This is a genomic window from Streptomyces sp. NPDC036815, assembly GCF_055609205.1.
In genome coordinates, this window is sequence record NZ_JBVJPW010000010.1 from 267,321 (window position 1) to 282,315 (window position 14,995).

Below are 14,995 nucleotides of genomic sequence, written 5' to 3' on the forward strand. Positions count from 1 at the left end.
GGGTAACCATGAACGCGCCGTACGACGGTGACCGTGGCCAGGGCACGGGCGGTTCCGCTTCGCCCGAGGGCCCACCGCCCGGCTCCCCCGAGCACGGGCAGGTACCACCGCAGCCCGCGCCGGACATGTATCTCCAGGACGCCTACGACCAGGACCCCTACCGGGCACAGGACCTCTCCGCCCAGGATCCGGTGACCGAGGCGCTCTACGACCGCGCGGCGCACCCCCCGCCGCCGCCCGGCACCTACCCTCAGCAGCCGCTCTACGCCCAGCCACCCGCCTCGCAGCACTCGCCGGACCCGCGCGTGTGGGCGCAGACCCCGCCCCCCGAGCCGGAGGGGGTGACCCGGCACCTCCCGTACGGCGACGACGCCCGTACGACGCAGTTCGTGGGCGTCGACGACCTGGTCACCCAGGCCGGCGAGGAACGCCACGAGCCGGATGCCTTCGCTCACCTCTTCCGCGACCAGCAGCCCGGTGGCTACCGCGGTCAGCAGGCCGACCACCAGCAGGACGCGTACCCGCAGGCCGGTTACCAGCAGGAGGGGTACCAGCAGAGCGGCTACCCACAGGGCGGCTACCCACAGGGCGCGTATCAGCAGGACGGCTATCCCCAGGACAACGGTTACCCCCAGGACAACGGCTACCAGCAGGGCGGCGGTTACCCGCAGGGGGACGACTACCAGCAGGGCGGCTCGTATCCCCAGGGCAACGGTTACCCGCAGGACAACGGCTACCAGCAGCCCGTCAGCGGTGGCTATCCGCCCGCCGTGGAGCAGCCGATCGTCCCCGCGCCGGCCGCCGACCCGACTCCGCCCGTCCCGGCGCCCGCACCCGTGCCCGCCGGCAAGTCCGGTGGCCGCGCGTCGAGCTTGCTGAAGTCCAGCGCCGTCATGGCGGCAGGCACGCTCGTCTCACGCCTCACCGGCTTCGTCCGCTCCGCCCTGATCGTCTCGGCGCTCGGCGTCGGCCTGCTCGGTGACACCTTCCAGGTCGTCTACCAGATCCCGACGATGATCTACATCCTCACCGTCGGCGGCGGCCTCAACTCCGTGTTCGTACCGCAGCTCGTGCGCTCCATGAAGGAGGACGACGACGGCGGCGAGGCCTACGCCAACCGCCTGCTGACCCTCGTGACGGCCGCACTGGGCGTGCTCACCGTCCTCGGCATCGTGCTGGCCCCGCAGCTGGTGCGGCTGATGTCCGTCCCGGTCGCCAACGATCCGGCGGCCACCGAGGTCGGCACGACGCTGCTGCGGTACTTCCTGCCCTCGATCTTCTTCATGGGCGTCCACGTGGTGATGGGGCAGATCCTCAACGCACGCGGCAAGTTCGGCGCGATGATGTGGACGCCGGTCCTCAACAACATCGTCATCATCTCCACGCTCGGCATGTTCATCTGGGTGTACGGCACCTCAGAGTCGTCCGGCATGACGGTCACCAGCATCCCGCCGGAGGCCGAGCGCCTCCTCGGTATCGGTGTGCTTCTCGGTCTCGTCGTCCAGGCCCTGGCGATGATCCCGTACCTGCGCGAGACCGGGTTCAAGCTGCGCCCGCGCTTCGACTGGCGGGGCCACGGCCTGGGCAAGGCCGCCAAGCTCGCCAAGTGGACGATCCTGTTCGTCCTGGCCAACCAGGCGGGCGCCCTCGTCGTCACCCAACTGGCCACCGCGTCCACCGTCGACCTGCCCTCGACGAGCGGCATCGGCTTCGCGGCCTACGCCAACGCGCAGCTCATCTGGGGCCTCCCGCAGGCGATCATCACGGTCTCCCTGATGGCGGCCCTGCTGCCCAGGCTCTCCCGTTCCGCGCAGGACGGGGACACGGGCTCCGTCCGCGACGACATCTCCCAGGGGCTGCGCACGACGGCGGTCGCCATCGTGCCGATCGCCTTCGGGTTCGTCGCGCTCGGCATCCCCATGTGCACGCTGATCTTCGGCTCCTCGGGCAGCGCGCAGGCCACGAACATGGGCTTCATGCTGATGGCCTTCGGCCTCGGCCTCATTCCCTACTCCGTGCAGTACGTCGTGCTCCGCGCGTTCTACGCCTACGAGGACACGCGGACGCCCTTCTACAACACGGTCATCGTCGCCGTCGTGAACGCCGCCGCGTCAGCTGCCTGCTACGTCGCCCTGCCCACTCGCTGGGCGGTGACCGGCATGGCCGCCGTCTACGGCCTCGCGTACGCCATCGGCGTGGGAGTGGCCTGGCGCAGGCTGCGCAAGCGTCTCGGCGGCGATCTGGACGGCGCCCACGTACTGCGTACCTACGCCCGCCTGGGCATCGCCGCACTGCCGGGCACCCTGCTCGGCGGCGGCGCCGCCTACGTGGTCACCAAGGGCCTCGGACAGGGCGTCGTCGGATCCCTGGCAGCGCTCCTCGCAGGGGGTGTGGTGCTGCTCGGCGTCTTCTTCGTCGCCGCGAAGCGCATGCGCATCGCGGAGCTCAACTCGATGGTCGGCATGGTGCGCGGCCGTCTCGGTCGCTGAGATGGTCGGCCTCGCACAACCATCGTCGGCCACCGTGTGTCGTGCATAGCGCCAGACTGTGGGCACAATTGGCTTTGGCGTCTGACGAAGCGCAATGGATGGGGAGGCAGGAACGACGGTGGCGGAACGGAGCACGGCTGCCGTCGACGTGGCAGACAACAGCGGTGACGAGCCGCTGACCGCCAAGGCGGAGCAGGCCACGGCCGACGGGGTGGCCCAGACCCGGGAGCGGGAAACGGCAGCAGAAGAAGACGTGGCGGAGAACGACGAGCCCACGGGCCACGGGGCCTCCTCACCCCCAGAACTGCACAGCGGCCACAAACTCGCCAGACGCTATCGACTCGAAGAGTGCGTCACCCGTCTGGACGGTTTCAGCAGCTGGCGCGCGGTCGACGAGAAGCTCCGCCGTGCCGTCGGCGTGCATCTCCTGCCCGCCGACCACCCGCGGGCCCGCTCGGTCCTCGCCGCGGCCCGTTCCTCGGCGCTGCTGGGCGACCCGCGCTTCGTGCAGGTCCTGGACGCCGTGGAGGAGAACGACCTCGTCTACGTGGTCCACGAGTGGCTCCCCGACGCCACGGAGCTGACGACGATCCTGGCCGCCGGCCCGCTGGAGGCGCACGACGCCTATCAGCTCGTCAGCCAGGTCTCCCAGGCCATGGCCGCCGCCCACCGTGAAGGCCTCGCGCATCTGCGGCTGACTCCGGGCGCCGTGCTGCGCACCTCCACGGGCCAGTACCGCATCCGGGGTCTCGCCGTGAACGCCGCGTTGCGCGGCATCAGCTCCGAAACCCCCCAGCGGGCGGACACAGAGGCGATCGGCGCCCTCCTGTATGCCTCACTGACCCAGCGCTGGCCGTACGAGGACGACGCGTACGGCCTCTCCGGGCTCCCCAAGGACATTGGCCTCATCGCCCCCGACCAGGTGCGCGCGGGCGTCCACCGCGGCCTGTCAGAGCTCGCCATGCGTGCTCTCGTCAACGACGGTGCGACCGCGTCCCGCCAGGACCCCCCGTGCACGACGCCGGAGGAGCTGGTGAAGGCGATCGGCGAGATGCCCCGCATCCGTCCGCCCGAGCCGGTGTTCACCGCGCCGCCCGAGTATCAGCGCACCACGTACCAACAGGGCACGTACGGCCGCCCCGCGGCCCATCCAGGAGTCACCCAGCCCGTACCGGCTCCGCTGCCGCCGTTGCAGAGCCGTACCGGCAAGGCACTCAAGTGGACCGTCTCCGCACTGCTCATCGCCGCGCTCGGACTGGGCAGCTGGCAGCTGGCGGATGCCCTGATGGACCGCGAGAACTCCAGCGATCCCGGCACGTCGCACACCAACGGAGGCGACGGCGACAAGGGTCAGCCGAAGCCCGCGAAGCCGATTCAGATCAAGAGCGGCCAGGAGCTGGTCCTCAAGGGCGATCCCCAGGCTCCGAGCGACGTCCCCAAAACCTTCGACGACGATCCCTCCACGCTCTGGCGCACCAAGACGTTCAGGGAAGGCCCGCGTCTTGCCCCGTACAAGCCCGGTGTCGGTATCGTCTACGACCTCGGATCGGAAAAGGACGTCTCGGAGGCGTCGGTGGCCCTGCGCTACCAGGGCGACCGCACCACGGTCGCGCTGTACGCCACGGACTCGCTGACTCCCTCCACCGACATCGCGTCCATGAAGAAGATCGGCACCGCCACCACTTCGGGCAAGACGGCGACGATCAAGAGCAAGAAGCCCGTGAAGTCGCAGTACGTTCTCCTCTGGATGACCGAGGTGCCCAACTCCGGCCAGGACGGGTACTACCAGGCGGGATACAAGCAAGCCATCACGGACGTGAAGCTCAGGGGCTGAAGGATCGGCCCGTCACGGCGCTGGGGGAGGGGGTTCGGCGATGGACGGCACCGCGCACGGTGACCTGAGCGATCAGGAACTCCTCACTCGGCATGTGGCCGGTGACAAGGACGCTTTCGGCGAGATCGTGCGGCGTCATCGTGACCGGCTCTGGGCCGTGGCCCTGCGCACGCTAGGAGACCGCGAGGAAGCCGCCGACGCGGTGCAGGACGCCCTGGTCTCCGCCTACCGTGCCGCGCACACGTTCCGCGGGCAGTCCGCCGTGACGACCTGGCTGCACCGGATCACCGTGAACGCCTGCCTGGACCGGGCGCGAAAAGCCGCCTCACGCAAGGCCACACCGATCGACGACACCGAGCGCCTCGAGCAGCTCCTGGAGCCGGAGGAGTCGGCTGCCGCGCCGGTCGAGCGGGGCGACCTGCACCGGGAGCTCATGGAGGCGCTGGGCACTCTGCCCCACGATCAGCGCGCCGCTCTCGTCCTGGTCGACATGCAGGGCTACCCCGTGGCCGAGGCGGCCAGTGTCCTCGACGTCCCCACCGGGACGGTCAAGAGCCGCTGCGCACGCGGCAGAGCCAGACTCCTGCCGCTCCTCACCCATCTGCGTACGGAGTCCGCTCCGGGCAAGGGGGACGAGGACGGCGGCGACGGCCAAGGGAGCGAGAAGCCCGGCTCGGGAAGGAACCGGACGCAGGGGGCATCCGTCCCACCGGCAGCGGAACCACGGGATACGGGACCGAGCGATTCAGCTGCTGTGAAGGGCGGAGGTGGGCGAGCGTGACAAGCACGACCGATACGGCCGGGCACCCGGACGTCGCTGAGATCTCCGATCTGACCGAGGGCCTCCTCCCCCCGTCGCGCACGAGCGACGTGCGCAGGCACCTGGACGGCTGCGAGCTCTGCGCCGACGTCTACGCCTCCCTGGAGGAGATCCGCGGCATGCTCGGCACCCTTCCGGGCCCGTCGCGGATGCCGGACGACGTCGCCGGGCGCATCGACGCCGCCCTCGCGGCCGAGGCACTCCTCGACTCTGCGCCCGCTGCCGCTCGTGTTTCACGTGAAACATCGTCCGCCCCAGTCTCGGCCGGGGGCACCGACAGGCCCGCAGGACATTCCCGCGCGGCCACCGGACCAGGACGCGGCGGCCGCTTCCGGAGCACGCGCCGACGGACGACCGTGCTCGGCGCCGTCTTCACCGCAGCCGCCATCGGCCTCGGGACCCTGCTGATCCAGACCCTGGGCAGCGACACCGACGGGACGGCCGGATCTGCCTCGAAGCGGCCCAACACCGCGAACTCCTTCACCGAAGGCAAGCTCGAGGGACGCGTCGCCGATCTCCTCAACAAGAACCACGTACGTAAGCCCCAAGGGCAGTCGGACGCCTCGACGCCGTCCTTCGACACACGCTCCAGCTCGGAGTCCCCCGAGAAGAACTCTCCGATGATCACGGTCCAGGTGCCGGAGTGCATCCAGCGCGGCATCGGTGACAGGACGCCGCTCGCCGCCGAAGAGGGCTCCTACGACGGCAAGGACGCCTACCTCGTGGTCGTCCCCCATGACTCCGACAGCACCAAGGTCTCCGCGTACATCGTCGATGCCGCCTGCGTGGGCGAGTCCTCACCGGACACCGGCAAGGTTCTCGCGAAGCACGCCTACCCTCAGGGCTGACAGCCCCGGGCTTTTTCCTCGCCTCGCCCTGCCGCGCTCGACGCTTCGGCCAGCGCTCTTGTGGCACATGGCACTCTTCCGCCTGTCGTGCTTCCGTGCGCTCGGCCATGTCGGGGAATGCATGCCCCGTAGGATCCGTTGGGTGGGGTGAGAGTCCTGAGACGGGCACCCACCAGCACTACACAGCAGTCCCCAGAGACGAGGAATCAAGCCGTGACCGACGTCCGTAACGTGATCATCATCGGCTCCGGGCCCGCAGGCTACACGGCGGCGCTCTACACCGCGCGCGCGTCGCTGAAGCCGCTGGTGTTCGAGGGCGCCGTCACCGCCGGCGGTGCGCTGATGAACACCACCGAGGTGGAGAACTTCCCCGGCTTCCAGGACGGCGTCATGGGCCCCGAGCTCATGGACAACATGCGGGCCCAGGCCGAGCGCTTCGGCGCCGAGCTCGTGCCCGACGATGTCGTCGCCGTCGACCTCAGCGGTGAGATCAAGACCGTGACGGACACCGTGGGCACCGTGCACCGCGCGAAGGCCGTCATCGTCACGACCGGCTCGCAGCACCGCAAGCTGGGCCTGCCGAACGAGGACGCCCTCTCCGGACGCGGCGTCTCCTGGTGCGCCACCTGTGACGGCTTCTTCTTCAAGGACCAGGACATCGCCGTGATCGGCGGCGGCGACACCGCGATGGAGGAGGCCACCTTCCTCTCGCGCTTCGCCAGGTCCGTGAAGATCGTGCACCGCCGTGACACCCTGCGTGCCTCCAAGGCGATGCAGGAGCGTGCCTTCGCCGACCCGAAGATCTCGTTCGTCTGGGACAGCGAGATCGCCGAGATCAAGGGCGACCCCAAGCTCGAGGGTCTGACGCTGCGCAACCTGAAAACGGGCGAGACGTCCGAGCTGCCGGTGACGGGCCTCTTCATCGCGATCGGTCACGACCCGCGCACCGAGCTCTTCAAGGGGCAGCTGGAGCTGGACGACGAGGGCTACCTGAAGGTCGACGCGCCCTCGACCCGGACGAACCTGACCGGTGTCTTCGGCGCCGGTGACGTCGTCGACCACACGTACCGTCAGGCGATCACGGCGGCCGGCACCGGCTGCTCCGCCGCTCTCGACGCCGAGCGCTACCTGGCGGCACTGTCCGACGCCGAGGCTCCCGAGCCCGAGAAGACCCCGACCGCCAGCGTCTGACCTACCCCATCTGTGCACCACCCCGAGAAATGAGGAGCCCGCAGTGGCCGGCAACCTGAAGAACGTGACGGACGCCTCCTTCGAGGAGGACGTCCTCAAGAGCGACAAGCCCGTCCTGGTGGACTTCTGGGCCGCCTGGTGTGGCCCGTGCCGTCAGATCGCGCCCTCCCTGGAGGCGATCGCTGCCGAGCACGGCGACAAGATCGAGGTCGTCAAGCTCAACATCGACGAGAACCCGGGCACGGCCGCCAAGTACGGCGTCATGTCCATCCCGACGCTGAACGTGTACCAGCACGGCGAGGTCGCCAAGACCATCGTCGGCGCCAAGCCCAAGGGCGCCATCGAGAAGGACCTGGCGGACTTCATCGCCGAGTAGCCATTGGCGATGTTTCACGTGAAACACGAATGGACCAGCCCCCGAGGGGCTGGTCCATTCGTCGTTCAGTGACCTTCGTTCTGCTCCGGCTCCGTTCCTCCCGTGAGGACCGCCCGCGAGTTCACAACGGTCGGAGCGCAGGCTCCTTCTGCACCGCCCCCAGCAGTCGGTCGAGCGCCAGCTCGACGTCCTCCTTCCAGGAGAGCGTCGTCCGCAGTTCGAGCCTCAGCCTCGGATAGGCGGGGTGCGGGCGGACCGTCTTGAAGCCCACCGCCAGAAGATGCTCCGCAGGCAGCACACACGCGGGCTTCTCCCACCGCGCGTCCCCGAAGGCCTCGATCGCCTTGAACCCTCTGCGCAGCAGGTCCTTCGCGACCGTCTGGACCATCACTCGGCCCAGCCCCTGCCCCTGGTACCCGGGCATGATCCAAGCCGTCATCAGCTGGACGGCATCCGGAGACACCGGGCTCGTGGGGAAGGCCGTGGAGCGGGGCACGTACGCCGGAGGGGCGTAGAGCACGAAGCCGACCGGCACGTCGTCGACGTAGACGACGCGACCGCAGGAGCCCCATTCCAGCAGGACGGCGGAGATCCACGCCTCCTTCTCCGTCTCCGCGGTGCCGGCCTTTACCGCGGCCTGGCCGCTGACCGGGTCCAGCTCCCAGAAGACGCATGTCCGGCACCGTTTGGGGAGATCCGGGAGGTTGTCCAGTGTGAGCGGTACGAGCCGACGCCCCATGAAGGCGGTTCCTCATTTCCATCGGCCGCCGCACTACGGGCAGCTGTCAGAGCGCTGCGTTCCCTGAGCAGGCTGCCGACGAAGCCGCCGACCGCTCCCAACCCCAGGCCCGCGGTCATCAGTCCGGTGCGGCTCATCGATCGCATGGCCCCCGCCTCCCCAAAGAGGTGCCGTCAGGTGGATGCGCCATACCCGATCGCATCGTATCCACGATGTGATTGCATCGAAACCGTAAGAAAGCAAAGAGCGGGCCGTGTTCCGGTACCAACCGGACACGGCCCGCTCTCGCGGTGCCGATCCCCGAGGATCAGCCCTTGTCGTCCTCGTGGGCGTCTTCCGCCTCGTCCTCGCCCTGGCCGCTCTTCAGCACCGGGCCCTCGCCCGGAGCCAGCGTGCTGAGGATGCGCTCCAGGTCCTCCAGAGAGGCGAAGTCGACGACGATCTTCCCCTTCTTCTGGCCCAGATCCACTCGGACCCGGGTCTCGAACCGGTCGGAGAGCCGCGTGGCGAGGCTGCTCAGCGCTGGCGAGAGCCGGGCACCCGCGCGCGGCCCCTTCGCCTTCGGGGCCCGCTGCGGCCGCGAACCCATGAGGGTCACGATCTCCTCGACGGCACGCACCGAGAGGCCTTCTGCCACGATCCGGTGGGCGAGTCGGTCCTGCTCCTCCGAGTCCTCGACGGAGAGCAGTGCTCGGGCATGGCCCGCGGAGAGAATCCCGGCGGCGACCCGGTTCTGCACCGTCGGCGAGAGCTTCAGCAGCCGCAGGGTGTTGGAGACCTGCGGGCGGGACCGGCCGATGCGGTCCGCCAGCTGGTCGTGCGTGCAGTTGAAGTCCTTCAGCAGCTGGTCGTAGGCGGCGGCCTCTTCCAGCGGATTCAGCTGGGCACGGTGCAGGTTCTCGAGCAGCGCGTCCAGGAGGAGCTTCTCGTCGTCCGTGGCCCGCACGATGGCCGGGATGCGCTCCATGCCCGCTTCCCGGCACGCACGCCAGCGCCGCTCGCCCATGATGAGCTCGTAGCGCGCGGGACCCAGCTGCCGTACGACGACCGGCTGGAGAAGCCCGACCTCCTTGATGGAGGTCACCAGCTCGGCGAGAGCGTCCTCGTCGAACACCGCACGCGGCTGCTGCGGGTTGGGCTTGATGACGTCGAGCGGCAGCTCGGCGAAGTGCGCACCGGCGACAGTCTGGTTCTCCGGCGCCTCCGCCGCGTGCTGAGGCGGCTCGACCGTTTCATGTGAAACAGGGCTCTGGGAGAGCGCTGTCACCTTCGCGGCCGCCACTCCTCGCTCGGCGGTCAGTACCGGCACCGCCGAGGGAGAGGTAGAGGCGCCTCCCGCGCTCTGCGAGGGCTGCCTCTCCGTCGGGGCCGCAGGGATCAAGGCGCCGAGGCCTCGCCCCAGTCCCCTCCGTCGCTCGCTCACTGCATCCCCTCCGTCATGCTGTGCTGGTCGTTCTGAGCGCCCGTGTGGGCGTGCTGGACGTCGTAGCGGACTCCGACTCCGCGCAGCGCGATCTCTCGTGCCGCTTCGAAGTAGGAGAGGGCGCCGCTCGACCCCGGATCGTAGGTGAGCACCGTCTGGCCGTAGCTCGGGGCTTCGGAGATGCGGACCGACCGCGGGATGCTCGTCCGCAGGACCTCTTCGCCGAAGTGGCTGCGCACCTCGTCCGCCACCTGGGAGGCGAGCCGCGTCCTGCCGTCGTACATGGTGAGCAGGATCGTCGACACATGCAGGTTCGGGTTGAGGTGCCCGCGTACCAGGTCGACGTTGCGCAGGAGCTGGCCGAGCCCTTCCAGCGCGTAGTACTCGCACTGGATGGGGATCAGCACCTCGGCGCCGGCCACCAGGGCGTTGACCGTCAGCAGGCCGAGCGACGGCGGGCAGTCGATGAGGATGTAGTCCAGCGGCTGCTCGTACGCCTGGATGGCGCGCTGCAGGCGGCTCTCCCGTGCTACCAGCGACACCAGCTCGATCTCCGCACCGGCGAGATCGATGGTGGCCGGGGCGCAGAAGAGTCCTTCCACATCGGATACCGGCTGGACGACGTCGGAGAGCGGCTTGCTCTCGACCAGGACGTCGTAGATGGACGGGACCTCGGCGTGATGGTCGATGCCGAGAGCCGTGGAGGCGTTGCCCTGCGGGTCGAGGTCGATCACCAGGACACGGGCACCGTGCAGAGCGAGCGAGGCGGCGAGGTTGACGGTCGTCGTCGTCTTGCCCACCCCGCCCTTCTGGTTGGCGACCACCATGACGCGGGTCTGTTCAGGACGTGGCAGACCCTCGCCTGCGCGGCCGAGTGCTTCTACTGCCAGTTGGGCAGCACGACCGATGGGTGTGTCGTCCATCGGGGTCGGTGTTTCACGTGAAACATCCTCCCCCGCCGATTCGGTACGGGGGCCGGGGACCGGATCGGTCATCGGTCCCGCGATGTTGGCGTCGGACCGCAAGGATTCACTCTCCTCGACATCAGGCTCGCAATGAACAGAGCCTCCCATGCTTTGAGGTTCGTGAACCAGCGAGGCCCGGTCTTCTGTGGACGAATCCACCTCTGTGGAAAACTCCGTGCCCTTATCGAGGGAACCGAGTGGCCGGCGGTCGCGAGGTTCCGCAGCGCGGCCGCGACTGATGATGCCATGCAGCAGTGAGCGACGTTTCACGTGAAACACGATGCACGGCAGCCGGGGTGCCGCTGGTGCGACACCCCGGTATGGGTACGTTTGACTGCTTTTGTGGAGTACGGCTCGTCGTCAGGACGGATCAGCGACGGCGCTGCGGGAGGCCCCGAGACGCGCCGACGGAGCTGGCTGAGATTCAGCGGCGACGACGGGCGCGGCCGGCGCGGGCGGCCTTGGCCCGCTTCGCCGCGAAGCGCACACCGCCGGGGCTCTCCCCGACCTCGACCCGGACAACGGTGGACTGCGGGTCCACGACGCCCTCGCCCACATGCAGCACCGAGATGTCCACCGCACCGAGCTTGCTCAGGGCGGCGCCTGCCGCCTTGACCTCTTCCTCGGCGGTGTCGCCCTTGAGCAGCAGCATCTCCCCGTACGGACGGAGCAGCGGTACGCCCCAGGCCGCCAGACGGTCCAGCGGCGCGACGGCTCGCGCGGTCACCACGTGGACGGGCGGCAGCTTGCCGAGGACTTCCTCGGCGCGGCCCCGCACCACCGTCACATGGTCGAGCCCGAGCAGCTCCACGACCTCGGTGAGGAAGTTCGTGCGCCGCAGCAGCGGCTCGAGGAGAGTGATCTTCAGGTCCGGGCGGACGAGCGCCAGAGGGATGCCCGGCAGGCCGGCGCCCGAGCCGACATCGCACACCGTGACGTTCTCGGGCACGACCTCGGACAACACGGCGCAGTTCAGCAGGTGCCGCTCCCACAGCCGGGGCACTTCGCGCGGGCCGATCAGGCCTCGCTGCACTCCCGCATCGGCCAGCAGTTCCGCGTACCGGACCGCGTCCGAGAAGCGATCACCGAATACCGTCCGGGCCTCTTCCGGCGCCGGGGGGAGTTCCGCTGCCTCCGTCACGGGGACCGTCCTTCCGTACCGCACTGGGGTGGCTGTCTATCAGGCTGACAAAGATCGGCCCCGCCTGCGAACAGACGGGGCCGGGAAACGCTGTGCCGATCAGGCAGGGAGGACGACGACGAAGCGCTGCGGCTCCTCGCCCTCGGACTCGCTGCGCAGGCCGGCGGCCTTGACCGCGTCGTGCACGACCTTGCGCTCGAAGGGGGTCATCGGCTCGAGCTTGGCCGGCTCGCCCGAGCTCTTCACCTCGGCCGCGGCCTTGGCGCCCAGCTCCGAAAGCTCCTCGCGCTTCTTGGCACGGTAGCCCGCGATGTCCAGCATCAGACGGCTGCGGTCACCGGTCTCGCGGTGGACGGCGAGACGGGTGAGCTCCTGGAGGGCTTCGAGGACCTCGCCGTCGCGGCCGACCAGCTTCTGCAGATCGCGGCTGCTGACGTCGCTGATGATCGAGACAGCGGCCCGGTCGGCCTCGACGTCCATGTCGATGTCGCCGTCGAGGTCGGCGATGTCGAGCAGACCCTCGAGGTAGTCCGCCGCGATCTCCCCCTCCTGCTCGAGGCGGGAGAGGGTGTCGCCGGCCTCAGCTGCGGCGGAGGTGGTGGTGCCTTCCGTCACTGGATGGGCTCCTTCTACTTCTTGGAGGACGGGTGCTTGGGCCGCTGCTGGCCCTTGCGCTGCTGTCCCGACTTGGCTCGGCTGCGCTGACCGGAGCCGGGCTTGTTGCCCTGCTTGTTGTCGCCACCGGTCTGCTTGGTCATGGGGGAGTCGTCCGCGGGCTCGGCCTCGGACTTCTCCAGCGACGTCTTCGCGTCGGGAACGGCGTCCGCCTTGGTGGCACCGGCCGCACCCTGTGTCGGGGCCGCCTGGCGCTTGGACTTGCTCTGCCGCTTGGGCTGCTGGCGCTTCGGGGCGCCGCCCGCGGTGGTGCCGTCCTCGGTCTCGGTGACGACGGTGCTGTCGCTCTCCACCACGGTGCCGTCGGTCTGGGCCGCGAGGCCCGCCTTGGTCAGGCCGTTGATGAACTTGCGCTCGAACTCGTTGCGGTCACGGCCCTTGGCGACGATCGCCTTGATGACGTTCGTGTTGCCACGTCCCCGCACCGACTTGGAGTGCACGACCTGCTTCTGCAGGCGCTCCAGGAAGGCGGCCTGCGCCTTGGAGCCGGGGGTGGGGTTGCGGCGGATGACGAACATCTGCTGGCCCATGGTCCACACGTTGGTGGTCAGCCAGTAGACGAGGACACCGACCGGGAAGTTGATGCCGAAGACGGCGAACATGACCGGGAAGACGTACATCAGCATCTTCTGCTGCTGCATGAACGGCGTCTTGACCGTGGTGTCCACGTTCTTCGTCATCAGCTGGCGCTGCGTGAAGAACTGCGACGCCGACATCATGATGATCATGATCGCGGTGACGACCCGGACGTCGGTCAGGGTCGCGCCGAGGGAAGCGACCTTGTCCGCGCTGTCGGTGAACTTCGCGGCCAGCGGGGCACCGACGATGTGCGCCTTACGCGCGCTCTCCAGGAGCTGGTCGTCGATGACGCCGATCGTCTTGCCGGTCGCGATGCCGTTGAGCACGTGGTACAGGGCGAAGAAGAACGGCGACTGCGCCAGGATGGGAAGGCACGAGGAGAGCGGGTTGGTACCCGACTCCTTGTACAGCTTCATCATCTCTTCGGACTGGCGCTGCTTGTCGCTCTTGTAGCGCTCCTGGATCTTCTTCATCTCGGGCTGCAGCGTCTGCATCGCCCGAGTGGCCTTGATCTGCTTCACGAAGAGCGGGATCAGGCAGATCCGGATGAGGATCACCAGGGACACGATGGACAGGCCCCAGGCCCAGCCCGTGTCGGGACCGAAGATCTTCCCGTACACCGAGTGGAACTGGACGATGACCCACGAAACTGGTGTCGTGATAAAGCTGAAGAGACTGGCAATCGTGTCCACTAATCAGGCTCCTTGAGCATGGGACGGGGTCTCGGTCTCGGCGGCCGTTCCCGGGGGCAGGTCCCCGGTCGGCGCGCCTGCGGCGGAGGGCCCGCCCTTGCGTTCGCGCCAGGCAGCGCGCAGCATCTCGTGCCACCGCGGACGCTTGCGCGGCGGAACATGGTCGACTCCGCCCGGCGACCACGGATTGCACCGCAGGATGCGCCAGGCAGTGAGCGCCGTTCCCTTGATCGCACCGTGCCGGTCGATGGCCAGGAAGCCGTAGCGGGAACACGACGGGTAGTACTTGCACACCGGGCCCAGGAGTGGACTGATCGTCCACTGGTACAGCTTGATCAGAGCCAGCAGCGGGTACTTCATCGCGCGCCCCCTCCCAGCAGCCGCTCGAGGGCGGCATCCAGGTCTCGGGCCAGCTGTGCATGGTCGGCGTCGCCCGCTCCGGGCAGCGCTCGTACTACTACCAGGCTACCGGGGGGCACCTTGGCCACCCGGTCGCGCATGAGATGGCGAAGTCTGCGCTTCACCGCATTGCGTGTGACCGCTCCACCCACGGCCTTGCTGACGACGAAACCCGCACGTGTCGGGGGAAGGCTCTCCCCTGGCACGTGCGGGTCCGTTGCACCGCTGCGTAGATGGACGACGAGAAGCGGGCGTCCGGCCCGGCGTCCTCGACGTACCGCGGTCGCGAAGTCTTCGCGCCGCCTCAGCCGATGCTCGGTAGGCAGCACGACGTCATGACCTGACTGGGATCAGGCGGACAGGCTGGCGCGACCCTTGCCACGACGGTTCGCAAGAATCGCGCGGCCGGCGCGGGTGCGCATCCGCAGGCGGAAGCCGTGGGTCTTGGCGCGGCGACGGTTGTTCGGCTGGAAGGTGCGCTTGCTCACTCGGGGGCTCCAGAAATGATCGTGTGGTGGCGGGACATCGCCTGGCTGTCACCGTGCGCCCACGAGAAGCTCGCGAATACGCACCGAGTGCACCGCTTCACAATCACAGATCGTGATCTTTGCCCATCGGAGGCAGGCGGCAGCAGCCATCGACAACTCGACCTGGTCACGGTACGCGGGGCTACGCCATCCGGTCAAACCGGCCGCCGGGGGGAGACACTGTGCACAGCCTGTGGACAACAACTTGAACCCTACCGGTCGCCCTGACTACCGTGACGGAACTCCGATTCGTTCCCTTCCTTCTCCCCATACCGATTTCCGTCCCGAGAACCACAC

General features: G+C 68.7%; 15 protein-coding genes. 6 read left to right on the plus strand and 9 right to left on the minus strand.

The genetic code is table 11. The features are described from left to right. Positions 1–8 precede the first annotated feature (8 nt). The 6 genes from murJ (at position 9) to trxA (ending at position 7,558) form a co-directional block, all read left to right on the plus strand. Positions 9–2,489: a murein biosynthesis integral membrane protein MurJ gene (gene murJ / locus ACZ69I_RS22220; RefSeq protein WP_470834118.1), complete on the plus strand. Its 2,481-nt coding sequence runs from the start codon at positions 9–11 to the stop codon at positions 2,487–2,489. A 118-nt stretch (positions 2,490–2,607) separates the two neighbouring features. After that, entirely contained in the window at positions 2,608–4,323 is a 1,716-nt protein-coding gene (locus tag ACZ69I_RS22225) for a protein kinase family protein (RefSeq protein WP_470834119.1), read from the plus strand. A 40-nt stretch (positions 4,324–4,363) separates the two neighbouring features. Further along, the gene (gene sigM / locus ACZ69I_RS22230; protein ID WP_467679189.1) at positions 4,364–5,104 is read left to right on the plus strand and encodes an RNA polymerase sigma factor SigM; all 741 of its coding nucleotides are present in this window, start codon (positions 4,364–4,366) and stop codon (positions 5,102–5,104) included. Next, a complete protein-coding gene (locus ACZ69I_RS22235) occupies positions 5,101–5,991 on the plus strand; it encodes an anti-sigma factor family protein (protein ID WP_470834122.1) in 891 nt (296 codons plus the stop codon). The genes sigM and ACZ69I_RS22235 overlap by 4 nt, the downstream gene beginning before the upstream one ends. A gap of 213 nt (positions 5,992–6,204) precedes the next feature. Beyond that, positions 6,205–7,182, plus strand: a complete 978-nt coding sequence (trxB, locus tag ACZ69I_RS22240) for a thioredoxin-disulfide reductase (protein WP_467679193.1) — start codon at positions 6,205–6,207, stop codon at positions 7,180–7,182. A gap of 43 nt (positions 7,183–7,225) precedes the next feature. Beyond that, a complete protein-coding gene (trxA, locus tag ACZ69I_RS22245) occupies positions 7,226–7,558 on the plus strand; it encodes a thioredoxin (protein WP_389716176.1) in 333 nt (110 codons plus the stop codon). A 121-nt stretch (positions 7,559–7,679) separates the two neighbouring features. On the opposite strand, the gene ACZ69I_RS22250 is transcribed toward trxA, so the two are convergent. The 9 genes from ACZ69I_RS22250 to rpmH form a co-directional block, all read right to left on the minus strand. After that, the gene (locus ACZ69I_RS22250; RefSeq protein ID WP_467679196.1) at positions 7,680–8,297 is read right to left on the minus strand and encodes a GNAT family N-acetyltransferase; all 618 of its coding nucleotides are present in this window, start codon (positions 8,295–8,297) and stop codon (positions 7,680–7,682) included. A 307-nt stretch (positions 8,298–8,604) separates the two neighbouring features. Next, positions 8,605–9,720, minus strand: a complete 1,116-nt coding sequence (locus ACZ69I_RS22255) for a ParB/RepB/Spo0J family partition protein (RefSeq protein WP_470834125.1) — start codon at positions 9,718–9,720, stop codon at positions 8,605–8,607. Next, entirely contained in the window at positions 9,717–10,793 is a 1,077-nt protein-coding gene (locus ACZ69I_RS22260; protein WP_467679200.1) for a ParA family protein, read from the minus strand. The genes ACZ69I_RS22255 and ACZ69I_RS22260 overlap by 4 nt, the downstream gene beginning before the upstream one ends. Before the next feature lie 316 nt (positions 10,794–11,109). Further along, positions 11,110–11,826 (minus strand): 16S rRNA (guanine(527)-N(7))-methyltransferase RsmG, encoded by a 717-nt coding sequence (gene rsmG / locus ACZ69I_RS22265; protein ID WP_470834127.1) that lies wholly within the window; start codon positions 11,824–11,826, stop codon positions 11,110–11,112. Between the two features lie 99 nt (positions 11,827–11,925). Continuing rightward, positions 11,926–12,441, minus strand: coding sequence for a Jag family protein (locus tag ACZ69I_RS22270; protein WP_361719130.1), 516 nt, complete (start codon positions 12,439–12,441; stop codon positions 11,926–11,928). A 14-nt stretch (positions 12,442–12,455) separates the two neighbouring features. Then, complete coding sequence (yidC, locus tag ACZ69I_RS22275; protein WP_470834129.1) at positions 12,456–13,772, minus strand: membrane protein insertase YidC; 1,317 nt, start codon at positions 13,770–13,772, stop codon at positions 12,456–12,458. A 3-nt stretch (positions 13,773–13,775) separates the two neighbouring features. Then, positions 13,776–14,132 carry a membrane protein insertion efficiency factor YidD gene (gene yidD, locus ACZ69I_RS22280; protein ID WP_467679208.1) on the minus strand — a complete coding sequence of 119 codons (357 nt, stop codon included), beginning with the start codon at positions 14,130–14,132 and terminating at the stop codon, positions 13,776–13,778. After that, entirely contained in the window at positions 14,129–14,500 is a 372-nt protein-coding gene (gene rnpA / locus ACZ69I_RS22285) for a ribonuclease P protein component (protein ID WP_467679210.1), read from the minus strand. Before rnpA ends, yidD begins: the two co-directional genes overlap by 4 nt. Before the next feature lie 21 nt (positions 14,501–14,521). Beyond that, positions 14,522–14,659 carry a 50S ribosomal protein L34 gene (gene rpmH, locus ACZ69I_RS22290; RefSeq protein ID WP_006381191.1) on the minus strand — a complete coding sequence of 46 codons (138 nt, stop codon included), beginning with the start codon at positions 14,657–14,659 and terminating at the stop codon, positions 14,522–14,524. Positions 14,660–14,995: the final 336 nt, after the last annotated feature.